We start from the raw sequence: 12,336 nt of genomic DNA, 5'->3' as shown, positions 1-12,336 counted from the left end.
TTTTTTTGTAATTGAAAATGTTATCCTAAACTTGTTTCGGGACCTAAGAATTAGAAGTTCTCACTTCAAAACTCAAACTTCAACTGCACCTCAATTTCTTTTTCCTCTTTTGGTTTCTTTTCGCTTTTATCGGTGTTTAAATTAGAAAGAGAAATTCCCAAAAGGCGAACCGAATTTTTCATTTTTTCCTGGTACAATAATTCTTTTGCGTTTTCTAAAATAAGCTCCTTGCTCGAAATGTAGAATGAGATGGTTTTACTGCGAGTCTGCAGGGTGAAATCACTGTATTTTATCTTCAGGGTAAGGGTTTTGCCGGCAACGTTGCTTTTTTTGAGCCGTCGTTCTATTTCTTCGGCAATATTTTCGAGTCTTTCCAGCATAAAAATTTCCGAAGAAATATTCTCGTTAAACGTACGTTCAGCTCCAAGCGATTTGCGTATTCGGTTTGTTTTTACCTCGCTTAAATGAATACCGCGCACCACATTATAATAATGAGCACCGCTTTTCCCGAATTTTTCAGTTAAAAACTCCTGGGATTTCTGCTTTAGATCCTTTCCGGTAAAAATGCCCAGCATATACATTTTTTCTGCAGTAACTTTTCCTACGCCGTGAAATTTTCTGATATCCAAAACTTCCAGAAACTCTTCAACTTCTTCAGGATTTACGGTTTTTTGTCCGTTAGGCTTATTAAAATCGCTGGCAATTTTGGCTATAAATTTATTGATAGAAATTCCCGCCGAAGCATTTAAGCCTGTTTTTTCTTTAATTTTCTCACGAATTTCCTTCGCAATAAGACTTGCGCTGGGATTTCCTTTTTTATTTTCTGTAACATCAAGATAGGCTTCATCTAAAGAAAGTGGCTCTACAAGATCGGTGTATTCAAAAAAAATTTCCCGAATGCGCTGTGAAATTTCCCGGTACCGTTCAAAACGTGGTTTTACAAAAATTAGGTGCGGGCAGTTGCGTTTGGCAATTACGCTACTCATGGCACTTTTAACGCCAAATTTACGCGCTTCGTAGCTGGCGGCACTAACTACGCCTCTTTGTGAACTTCCGCCCACAGCAAGAGCCTTATCGCGTAAATCGGGGTTGTCCAGTTGCTCTACCGAAGCGTAGAACGCATCCATATCTATATGAATAATTTTACGAAGAGGAAGTTTTGCGTTCACCATACAAAGTTAAAGAAACGAATATAGTTTTGGTATGCTACATTGCGCAAGCTTCTTAAAATTTCGTTAGTGCGTACATCTGGGCGACTTATTTTGTTTATATTCTTTACCGAAAGTTAGTATTATTGATTCTATCAATTAATAACGACCCAAAAAATAAAAAAAGAATGCCAAAAACAGCAATAATTTTAGGAGCTACCGGCCTAACCGGAAGAATGTTACTTCAACAGTTACTTGAGGATGACAGGTATGAAAAGATCAAACTTTTCTCAAGGAATTCAGTAGAAATAAACAATCCTAAAATCGAAGAACACTTAATAGATCTCTTTAAATTAGAAGACCACAAAGATAAATTTACCGGAGATCAGGTTTTTTGTTGTGTGGGAACTACAAAAAGTAAAACCCCAGATCATGAAACTTACACAAAAATTGATCGCGGAATCCCGGTTACCGCGGCCAAACTTTGTAAAGAAAACAATATAGCCACTTTTCTGGTAGTTTCCGCACTTGGTGCAAATCCCAAAAGCCGCGTATTTTATAACCGTACGAAGGGGAAGATGGAAAAGGAAGTTCTAGAACAGGAAATTAAGCACACCTATATTTTACAACCTTCCCTTATTACTGGTGAGCGAAAAGAGAGCCGAAGTTTTGAAAAAGTAGGGAAAATAATGCTCAATTTCATCAACCCTTTTTTCCTGGGAACTTTAAGAAAATACAAATCTATTTCGGCTGAAAGTATTGCAATAGCAATGGTTGCTATTGCAAATAAGCCAGAGTTAGACGTAAAAAGAATTCCTTCAGATGAAATTAAAAATATAGCACACAATAATTAAATGCAGGAAATTGAACGTAAATACCTTGTGCTGTCCCAGGATTTTAAAAAGGAATCTTATGAGAATTTCAGTATAAAACAAGGTTTTTTGAATACCGATCCAGAGCGTACAGTTCGCTTAAGAATTACAGGAAATAAAGCTTTTATAACAATTAAAGGGAAATCTTCTAAAAACGGACTTACACGTTTTGAGTGGGAAAAGGAAATTGATATAAAGGAAGCCGAAGCGCTATTTAATCTCTGTGAACCGGGAATTATAGAGAAAACCCGCTATTTGGTGAAATCAGGAGATTTTGTGTTTGAAATTGACGAATTTTATGGTGAAAACGAAGGTTTAACCGTTGCAGAAATTGAATTGAATAATGAAACCGATACTTTTCAAAAACCGGAATGGTTGGGAGAAGAAGTAACAGGAGATATAAAATATTACAATTCACAATTAAGTAAAAATCCTTATGAAAACTGGTAAAGCTTTAATATGAAGAAACTAATTTTTGTGCTCGTTTTCCCAATTTTACTAATCTCCTGCAAAGAAATTCCCGATCAGGAAAGAGGCATTCCCGGGCCTGAAGAAGTAGAAGCGAAAAAACCTGAGATGAGTGTGGATTCGGTAGAAAATGATTTAAAAGAGAAAGGTTATCAAACCTTTAGATATGAAGCCGGCGATAGCACTTATCTTATGCAACAATATTATATGGTTTTTCTGAAAAAAGGTGAAAACCGCAGCCAGGATTCTACTGAAGCGGCAAACCTACAAAAGGAACACCTGGCTTATTTAAGCAGAATGGCAGAAGAAGGCTACGCAAGCTTAATTGGTCCCTTTGGTGATGACGGGGATATTCGGGGAATTGCTGTTTATAATACGGCTACGCAGCAAGAAGCCGATAGTTTGGCAAACCAGGATCCTATGGTAAAAGCGGGCAGATTAAAAGTTGAAGTTCATCCCTGGTGGACCGCAAAGGGAGGAAAACTCGATTAAATCCAGACGAAAAAACCTAAATATTCGAATTATGAAGATTGAACAAGTTGATGAAATTAAGAAAGGCTTTTTTCAAGCTTTAGAAAATGAAAAAATAGCTGGAAAAATAGAATATACCTGGGCAGGACAAAGTAAATTTATAATAGACCACACTGAAGTTGAGCCTGACTTTAAAGGACAGGGTGTGGGCAAGAAATTAATAAAAGCCACCGTAGACTTTGCAAAAGAAAATAAGCTAAAAGTAATTCCGCTATGTCCTTTTGCTAAAAATGTAATAGAAAAAACCCCTGAATTTCAGGAAGTGCTTGCCTGAAAGTATTAGGTTAAATAGTTTCTTCTTTGCTTTATGATTTAGAATTAATCACTTCAATAATTTCAGCTTTTTGCAAAACCCCAGATTGTCTCCAAAGTTGTTGTCCATTTTTAAAAAGCATCATTGTAGGAACACCGCGCACCTGGTATTTTCCTGCCAGCTCCTGGTTTTTATCTACATCTATCTTTACAATTTTCACTTTGTCACCTAATTCTGCCTTTACGTCTTTTAAAATTGGCGCCAATGTTTTGCATGGACCACACCAATCGGCATAAAAGTCTACCAAAACAGGTGTTTCGTTCTTTATAATTTCACTAAAACTACTTTTCATTTTTATAAATTTTATGCTTTCTTAAAGTTACTGAATTTACTCGATAATTGAGATTTAAATGCTTCGAGGTTTGCCTCAAACCAAAATATTTTTCTTATAAATGCCTCGTGGGCTTGCCCGGAGGGAGTTTACTGGCTTAGTCGAAAATAAATTTCAATATCAACAAAAAACAGCCCCAAAATTTAATTCTGGAGCTGTTTATTCAACAATTAACAAAACAAATTCAACACAACTTATTGCCAGCCTCCACCAAGGGCTTTATAAAGATTTACGATGGAATTCAATTTATTGTATTCAGCATTTATAAGGTTTAGCTGAGAATTTAAAGCATTTTCCCTTGCGGTTAAGACTTCCAGGTAATTTATAAGACCGTTATTCAATAATTCTTCTGAATAGCCTGAAGCCTTATTGTAAGCTTCATATTCGTTTTCAAGAATATCTATGCGCTCGGTACTTGCCTGGTAATTAGAAAGTGCATCTGAAACTTCCCTGCCGGCCACCAAAATGGCTTGTTTAAAGTTTAGCAATGCTTCTTCTTGTTGTGCCTGCGAAACTTCATACTGGGTTCTTATTTGCCGCTTATTGATAATTGGCTGCAAAAGTGAAGCCCCTAAATTGGCAAAAAGGGAATTGGCATTTAATAATTTATCCAGTTCTAAACTTTGAAAACCACCTGAAGCGGTTAACGTAAGCGAAGGATAGAAGTTAGCGCGAGCCGCATTAGTAAGTTCAAAAGCATTTATAAGTCCGTACTCGGCGGCAATCACATCTGGCCTGTTTCTTAGCAGTTGTGAAGGCACTCCTGTATTCAACGGACTTACAATATTTTGTTTTGCTAAGTCAGTTCGTTCTATTTCCTGTGGCCCTGCGCCCAATAATATTGAAAAAGAATTCTCCAGCAGGCGTATTTGGTTTTTAAGCTGTACTACCAAAGCTTCGGCCGTATGCAACTGGGCTTTGGTTTGCTGTACCCCAACTTCAGTCACATTCCCGGCATCTTTAAGAGCCTCTGTAGTTTCCAAACTGCTTTTCCTGGTCTCCAGGGTTTCCTGGGCAATTCTAAGCTGCTCGTCAAGACTAAGCAATTGATAATAATTATTAGCAATATTGGAAATAAGCTGAGTCTTTACCGCTTTATGGGCAGCTTCACTTTGTAGGTAAGCTGCGGTAAAAGCGCGGTCGTTACTTCTTATTTTTCCCCAGATATCAGCTTCCCATGAGAGGTTTCCGGTGATATCGTATTGGGTAATACTTCCGTCAAAGAAAGAACCAAATTGGCTGTTTGGAGATAGAATTTGATGGCTTACAGACGGTCCCGCATTTAAAGTGGGAAAATAACTTGCTTTCCCTTGTTTTACGTAAGCTTCGGCTGCCAGCATTTGTTGTATGGCAATGCGGATGTCTATATTATTCTCCAGCCCCTCTTCAATATGGTTTTTCAGAATAGGATCGGTAAAAATTTCGGTCCAGGAAATAGTTGCCATATTTAAGGAATCCTGCGGAAGATTATCTGTTCTATACAATTCTTCAGAAATCTCTTCTATTTCGGGACGTTCATAATCTTTGGCTGCAAAGCAGGAAACCAGTAAAAATGGTAGGGCTCCCCCAAGCAAAAGTTTATATATACTGTTCTTTCTCATTGTTATTCTTTTTCAGAAATTGATTTATTTTCTGTTTTAGCTGCTTCGGGCACACCGGTTATTTTTTCCTCTAAATGTTGGAAAATGATATAAAGAATTGGAATAATAAAAACTCCAAGAATGGTACCTATTAATAAGCCTCCTACAGCTCCTGTACCAATAGAACGGTTACCAGCTGCTCCTGTGCCTCCTGCAAAAACCAAAGGCAATAAACCAATAATAAATGCAAAGGAAGTCATTAAAATGGGCCTTAAACGAACCCTGGCGCCATCCAGGGCAGCATCTACTATAGACAAGCCGGCCTTTCTACGTTGCATGGCAAATTCTACAATAAGAATTGCGTTTTTAGCCAGTAGTCCTATCAGCATTATTAAAGCAATTTGGAAATAAATATTTGCCTGAAGTCCTGTAAATTTAGTGACCAAATAAGACCCCATTACTCCAACCGGCAGTGAAAGTAAAACTGCGAAAGGAATGAGGTAACTTTCATATTGAGCTGAAAGAATAAAGTAAACAAACAGGATACTTAAAATCAAGATAAAAGTAGTCTGTGAACCTGCAGAAACTTCTTCCCTGGTAAGTCCGCTATAATCTACGCTAAAATTAGAGGGTAGCGATTCTGCACTTACTTCCTGCACTGCTGCAATAGCATCTCCCGAAGAATAGCCCGGGGCAGGCGCACCGTTTATGGTGGCCGAGTTAAACAGGTTAAACCTGGTTACCGATTGCGGACCGTAAACACGTTTTAAGCTTACAAATTCGCTTAAAGGCGCCATTTCTCCATTAGAATTTCTTACAAATAAAGAATTCAAATCATCGGTAGTCGCACGGTCTTCTGGTAAAGCCTGTACATAAACGCGATATTGCTTACCAAATCTAGAGAAATCTGCTGCGTAAATACTTCCAATATAACCTTGCAGGGTAGAGAAGATGGTAGAAATATCCACGCCCGCTTCTTTGGCTTTCGGAATATTTAAATCCATTTCATACTGCGGATAGTTTGTATTGAAAGAACTTTGAGCATATTTAATTTCTGGTCTTTGGGAAAGTGCTGCAATATAATTTTGGGTTTGGTTGTCCAGTTCCTGGAAACTACCACCCGATCTATCTAATAATTTGGCTTCAAAACCTCCTGAAACTCCAAAACCTGGAATACTGGGGGGAGAGAAGAATAACATTTCGGCATCAGTAAATGAAGCGCCAATCTGGAACAATTGTCCCTGTATAGATTCTACCGATAGGTGATCTTCTTCACGTTCACTCCAGTCGTCTAATTTAATAAAACCAAGTGCATAGTTACTACCTGCTCCACCAATTAAACTATAACCATTTACTAAAGAAACACCCTGTACACCTTCTATTTGTTGTGCTTTTTTCTCTAATTCTGAAGTAATTCCCACGGTTCTGTCTAAAGATGCACCGGCAGGTAATTCAACATTTACAAATAATATTCCACGGTCTTCATCTGGTACAAAACCGGTTGGAGTAGTCTTAGCTCCCCAAAATATAGCAAGTACCGCAGCTACAAGAATTAGCCCTGTAATCCACTTATGTTTACTTAAAAATGAAAGGGAATTCACATATTTATCAGTAGTTACTTTAAAAGCGGTATTAAACGAACTAAAAAAGCGCTGTAAAAAATTATTTTTCTTATGTTCTTCATCTTCACGATGTGGTTTTAAGAAAATGGCACAAAGCGCAGGACTTAAAGTTAAAGCGTTAACTGCTGAAATTGCAATAGCTACAATTAAAGTCACACCAAATTGTTCGTAGAAAACTCCTGTGGGTCCTGTGATAAAAGTTACGGGAATAAATACCGCACCCATTACCAGCGTAATAGAAATAATCGCCCCGGTAATTTCGTCCATCGCTTTTCTTGTACCGCTTATGGCATCTTTAGCTCCTTCCTCCATTTTAGCGTGTACGGCTTCTACTACTACAATGGCATCATCTACCACAATACCAATAGCGAGTACCAGCGCAAATAGCGTTAGTAAGTTTATAGAGTACCCAAACAGGTTTAAGAAAAAGAACGTACCAATTATGGAAACTGGTACCGCAATGGCAGGAATAAGGGTAGACCTAAAATCCTGAAGAAATATAAACACTACAATAAATACCAGTATAAACGCTTCAATAAGCGTTACAACCACTTTATCTATAGAAGCTGTAAGAAATTCATTGGTATCAAAATTTATATATACCGAAAGCCCGGTTGGAAAGTCTTCTTCCATTTCGTCCAGCTTCTGGTGAATATTTTCAATAATTTCCTGGGCATTAGAACCTGGCGTTTGGTACACAGCCATATTCACCCCGGGTTTTCCGTTGGTATAACCTATAACATTGTAACCTTCGGCATCAAGTTCAACTTCTGCAACATCATCTAACCTTAGGTATTGCCCGTTATCCAGGGCTTTTATAATAATATTTCGGTATTGGTCTTCGTCCTGGTATCTTCCGCTATAGCGCAGTACATATTCAAAAGCTTGAGCATTATTTTGGCCTAAAGATCCTGCTGCGGCTTCCTGACTTTGTTCATTAATCGCCCCAATAACATCTGAAGGAATTAAATTATAAGCCGCTAATTTTTCAGGCTGAAGCCAGATGCGCATTGCATATTTCTTGGCACCGAAAACATTTACGTTACCAACCCCGTTAATACGCTGTAATTCGGGAATAACATTAATATTCAAATAATTCTGAATAAAAGTTGCGTCATATTCTTCGTTGTCTGAAACAACAGTAAAGAACATCAAGGCACTGGTTTGTTCTTTTTGAGTTGTTACCCCAGATTGTGTAACCTCCTGCGGCAGTAAAGGCGTAGCCCTCGCCACACGGTTTTGAACGTTTACCGCGGCAATATCTGGATCTACTCCCTGGTCAAAAAACACCTGTATGCTGGCGCTACCGTTGTTACTGGCCGTTGAGGTAATATAATCCATTCCCTCAACCCCGTTAATTTGCTCTTCAATAGGAATAATTACACTTTCCAATACTGTTTGAGCATTGGCCCCCGGGAAGTTGGCTGAAACCTGAACCGTTGGAGGTGCAATATCTGGATATTGCGTTACGGGAAGTGTTGAGATTCCCAGCACACCCAATACCACAATTATGATGGAAACGACCGTGGATAATACCGGTCTTTCAATAAATTTCTTTAGCATCTTAAAGTCTTATTTAAATACTGTATTAATAGAATTCGCAATACTATCAAAAGGAATTTCTTGCGGTTTTATTGGAGTGTTATTTCTTAATTTTGCTACGCCCTGGGCAACAATTTTATCGCCTTTCTCAAGGCCGGAATCAACTACAATAAGATTATTTACTCTTGAAGTTTCTGTAATTGGTGTAGAAACGGCCATACTATCGCCCTGAACCTTGTAAACGTAAGTTCTACCCTGTTGTTCAAAACTTGAAATTTCGGGAACAACAATTACGTCTTCATAAATTTGTGGAATACGAACCTTACCACTATTCCCGTTGGATAATAGTTGATTTGGATTAGGAAATTTCGCCCTAAAGGTCACTGTACCTGTAGAGGGATCAATTTGTCCTGATATTGTTTGTATTTCCCCTTTTTCTTTATACTCCTTACCATTGGCTAGTATTAAGCTAACCTCTGGAAAATTTGCTATCTTTTCTTCTATACTACTGCCAGAAGTTTCCTGGAGAAAATTCATATAATCTTTTTCGTTCATAGAAAAGAAGGCATAAACCTCGTCGGTTTGCGAAACCGTGGTAAGGGGAGTGGGATCGCCAGGTGAAACCAAAGCGCCATTTCTAAAATTAATGTTCCCAACATACCCGTCTACCGGGCTTTTAATATTTGCGTAATCAATATTGGCCGTGATACTGTTGTAGTTAGCCTGGGCCTGGGAAAGTTGTGCTTTTGCAGTTTCAAGTTGCACCTCACTAATAATATCTTTTTCTACCAGAGGTTTTAGTTTTTCAACTTCAACCCGAGCTACGTTCACGTTTGCCTGTGCGGCTTCAGCATCGCCAGATAAAGATTCGGTTTCAAGCTTAAAGAGCCTTTGTCCTTTTTTTACTTTCTCACCTGCATCTACCAAAACATCTGTTATATAACCAGAAACTTTTGCTCTCACTTCACTGTTTACAACACCTTCTATGCTGGTGGGATAAGAAGTATAACCGGTAACTGTCTTTGTTTGTACTGCTAATACCGGATAAGGTTGTGGGCCTTGTGCCTGTGCCGCCGCCTGCGCTTGTTGTTCTTCTTTCCCGTTGGAACACGAAGTGAAAATGGCAGCGCTTATAAACAGACTGAAATAAATTATCTTTTTCATTGCTTTTTAATGTATATTAATGGTTGTTGATGTTCTTCTTTAATTTATTAAGCGCTGCGGTGGCTTCATCTAAAAAGTCTAACAGGCTTTGCTGAAATTCCATATCAAAAGGTGGATTTTCTTTATTCAATTCGTTGCTTTTCAGTTTGTATTCCAACACTTCTTTATGAATGCATTTTTGTGCTTCCCACTTTGCGGTTACCTCATCGATATGATTTTCCATCAGGTCCGGTTTCACTATAAAATACCGCTTTCTATCTCCAGATTTGGTGTAATATTCAATGCGATTTGTGGTTTGCAAATGTTCTAAATGAGTAGAAACTGTACTTTTACCCGCATTTAAATCGTTTACCAGTTGGTCAAAAGTGATTCCTTTCTTACCGGTAACAATAAGCGTGGCAAAGATCCTGGCTGCGACTGGAGCTAACTGATGCTCTTTTTCAAACTGAACACCCAATTTTTCAATTAACCGTATTTTTTGTGCTTCTAAGTCTGTTTTATTCATTTTCATAAATTGAAGGCGCGAAATTAATGTTTAGTTCCGAAAAAACCGAACTAAGAAATTAAAAGATTTGTTAAAATGCATCCGGCAATGATTTGAGAAAATTTAACTCGTCTGACTTTAATACAAATCCGGCGCGAATCATACTCCGGTTCTCTTCAAAGTTGATGAGGCTTTCAGCATTTCCTTTATACCACTCCAACATTAAATGTAAATTAGAGGAATCAAAGGGTTTGTAAAGCAACCTGGTTCGCAAGGTTCCATTCCAGTCTTTTATTCCTTTTCTAAGCATAAGGTCTACGAGTAATTTATCTGGAATTAAGTTATAAGTAAGGCTTAATTTACCATAGCCAACATAATCTATTAGCTCGGGATTGTCTTTTTTGTATCGAAATGGCAACCAGCCTTTTACGCTAAGCAACAGGTTTTTATTTATCGCGGTATGGTAACTTAGCGAAAGGGAATTCCAGCTGCGGGAATAAATACTATCCCGCCCGTTAGATTCGTGCTCCAGCTGTAAATACGCCATTCCTGCCAAACGATCTTTTTTATTATAAACAGGTTTTCCTAACCCTATACCCGGATTAAAATTAAGTTCGCGAAAAGGACTTGAAAACTCATAAACATTCCAAAAAGCCTTTTGGGTATACGTAATAAACAAATGCGTATCGAATGGCAAAGTATTACGCGTCACCAGTGCTTTAAAGCTAATTTGATATTTTGCATCTGCAGTTTTAGAAGCGATGTCCTTATTTGTGGGAATTCCGGTAATAAAATAGTTGTCCTTATGAATAGAAAGAGTAGGCATTTTCTCAATTGTATCGTTTATTTTTTCTCGTGATAAACGTTGGGAAAAAACCTGCCCACAGCAAAAAGTGAATACCAATATTAAAATTACCTTGTACTTATTCCTCATTTTGTAATGCATTTAGGAAAATGCAAAACTATAATTAGTTCGGGAATTTCCGAACTAACAAAATTTAAAATTGCGTTAAAAAGAAAAAGCCCAACTTTTTTGGTTGGGCCTTAAAAAATGTGAAAGAAAAATTTATTCGCTGTAGATTCCTATTTTCAATTCTCCGTCTTTATTCATTTTTGCACGGTACATCCCGGCGGTATTAAATTCCATAGAAACATTCCCCTGATGATCTATTGCGATGATCCCGCCGCTACCGCCGAGATCGGGATTTTTATTCTGGATTACTTCTTTTGAAGCTTCGGCAAGGCTCATTTCTTTATATTCCATTAATGCTGAAATATCATAAGCCACAACTCCTCGTATAAAAAACTCGCCCCAGCCGGTGGCTGAGATCGCTGCGGTTTTGTTGTTGGCATAAGTTCCGGCTCCAATTATTGGAGCATCGCCTATACGCCCCCATTTTTTATTCGTCATTCCGCCGGTAGAGGTTCCTGCGGCCAGGTTTCCGTTTTTATCTAAAGCGGCGCAACCCACCGTGCCGAATTTAGAATCTTTTATAAAAGGATCTACAAAAGCAGTTTTCCCGTCGTGATCCAATTCTGTTTTTTCCGATTTTCTTGCTTTTAAACGTTCTAAACTTTTGAATCGGTTTTCGGTATAAAAATATTCAGGATCTACAATTTCTAAATTGCGTTCTTCAGCAAATTGCTCAGCGCCTTTTCCTGAAAGCATCACGTGCTCTGAATTTTCCATCACTTCCCAAGCTAAATTTATTGGATTTTTAACCGTGGTGACTCCAGATACTGCACCGGCATTTAAAGTTTCGCCATCCATAATAGAAGCGTCCAGCTCATTTTTGCCTTCGTTGGTAAAAACGGCTCCTTTCCCGGCATTGAAAAGTGGTGAATTTTCCATCACATTTATAGTTCGCTGTACGGCTTCAATTGCAGTTCCGCCATTGGCAAGAATTTCGTGACCTGTTCTTATGGCTTCTTCCAGTTTTTCTTTATAAGCCTGTTCTAAAGAGTCGCTCATATTTTCTTTAAGTATAGTCCCGGCACCACCGTGAATTACAATGCCGAAATTTTCTACGGAATCCTGAACTTTTTCGGCTTCGGAAGTTTGATTTTTGTCTGTTTCTGTTTCAACTGAAATATTGCAGGCTAAAAAGAGAGATAAGCTGAATAAAAAGAATATTTTTTTCATAAAATGTGATTTTAAGCCGAAGATAAGCATTTTGTAAAGTTTTTCATTTTGCGCCAGGGATAGCAGCGTAAAGCCCACAGGAGCCAATAGGCGACGAGGACTTGCAGCGAATAGCCCGTTAAGGCGCCCAAAAAGATA

12 protein-coding genes are annotated in these 12,336 nt (G+C 38.2%); 4 read left to right on the top strand and 8 right to left on the bottom strand.

All coding sequences use genetic code 11. The annotated features are described in order from the left end of the window. Window positions 1-65: 65 nt before the first annotated feature. The gene (gene dinB, locus B5488_RS11310; RefSeq protein ID WP_079735360.1) at window positions 66-1,172 is read right to left on the bottom strand and encodes a DNA polymerase IV; all 1,107 of its coding nucleotides are present in this window, start codon (window positions 1,170-1,172) and stop codon (window positions 66-68) included. A 164-nt stretch (window positions 1,173-1,336) separates the two neighbouring features. On the opposite strand from dinB, the gene B5488_RS11305 reads away from it, so the two are divergent. From B5488_RS11305 to B5488_RS11290, 4 genes are read left to right on the top strand one after another with little or no spacing between them, the layout of a single operon-like run. Next, entirely contained in the window at window positions 1,337-2,002 is a 666-nt protein-coding gene (locus B5488_RS11305) for an NAD(P)H-binding protein (protein WP_079736595.1), read from the top strand. Further along, window positions 2,003-2,470 carry a CYTH domain-containing protein gene (locus B5488_RS11300; protein WP_079735359.1) on the top strand — a complete coding sequence of 156 codons (468 nt, stop codon included), beginning with the start codon at window positions 2,003-2,005 and terminating at the stop codon, window positions 2,468-2,470. A 9-nt stretch (window positions 2,471-2,479) separates the two neighbouring features. Then, window positions 2,480-2,980 (top strand): YciI family protein, encoded by a 501-nt coding sequence (locus B5488_RS11295; protein WP_079735358.1) that lies wholly within the window; start codon window positions 2,480-2,482, stop codon window positions 2,978-2,980. A gap of 31 nt (window positions 2,981-3,011) precedes the next feature. After that, a complete protein-coding gene (locus B5488_RS11290) occupies window positions 3,012-3,293 on the top strand; it encodes a GNAT family N-acetyltransferase (RefSeq protein ID WP_079735357.1) in 282 nt (93 codons plus the stop codon). 31 nt (window positions 3,294-3,324) lie between these two features. Here the strand turns inward: B5488_RS11290 and trxA are convergent, their stop codons facing one another. From trxA to B5488_RS11255, 7 genes are all read right to left on the bottom strand, one after another. Beyond that, the gene (trxA, locus tag B5488_RS11285; RefSeq protein ID WP_079735356.1) at window positions 3,325-3,624 is read right to left on the bottom strand and encodes a thioredoxin; all 300 of its coding nucleotides are present in this window, start codon (window positions 3,622-3,624) and stop codon (window positions 3,325-3,327) included. A 233-nt stretch (window positions 3,625-3,857) separates the two neighbouring features. Further along, window positions 3,858-5,264 carry an efflux transporter outer membrane subunit gene (locus tag B5488_RS11280; RefSeq protein WP_079735355.1) on the bottom strand — a complete coding sequence of 469 codons (1,407 nt, stop codon included), beginning with the start codon at window positions 5,262-5,264 and terminating at the stop codon, window positions 3,858-3,860. A gap of 2 nt (window positions 5,265-5,266) precedes the next feature. Beyond that, window positions 5,267-8,428: an efflux RND transporter permease subunit gene (locus B5488_RS11275; protein ID WP_079735354.1), complete on the bottom strand. Its 3,162-nt coding sequence runs from the start codon at window positions 8,426-8,428 to the stop codon at window positions 5,267-5,269. 9 nt (window positions 8,429-8,437) lie between these two features. Further along, window positions 8,438-9,571, bottom strand: a complete 1,134-nt coding sequence (locus B5488_RS11270; RefSeq protein ID WP_079735353.1) for an efflux RND transporter periplasmic adaptor subunit — start codon at window positions 9,569-9,571, stop codon at window positions 8,438-8,440. 16 nt (window positions 9,572-9,587) lie between these two features. Further along, on the bottom strand, window positions 9,588-10,076 hold the full coding sequence (locus tag B5488_RS11265) for a GbsR/MarR family transcriptional regulator (RefSeq protein WP_079736594.1): 489 nt from the start codon (window positions 10,074-10,076) through the stop codon (window positions 9,588-9,590). Between the two features lie 70 nt (window positions 10,077-10,146). Continuing rightward, complete coding sequence (locus tag B5488_RS11260; RefSeq protein ID WP_079735352.1) at window positions 10,147-10,989, bottom strand: phospholipase A; 843 nt, start codon at window positions 10,987-10,989, stop codon at window positions 10,147-10,149. 132 nt (window positions 10,990-11,121) lie between these two features. Further along, a complete protein-coding gene (locus B5488_RS11255; RefSeq protein WP_079735351.1) occupies window positions 11,122-12,198 on the bottom strand; it encodes an isoaspartyl peptidase/L-asparaginase family protein in 1,077 nt (358 codons plus the stop codon). Between the last annotated feature and the right edge of the window lie 138 nt (window positions 12,199-12,336).

The organism is Salegentibacter salegens (assembly GCF_900142975.1).
GTDB lineage: Bacteria > Bacteroidota > Bacteroidia > Flavobacteriales > Flavobacteriaceae > Salegentibacter > Salegentibacter salegens.
Note: the sequence above shows the minus strand (reverse complement) of the source record. Positions and strands in the feature narration are given on the sequence as shown.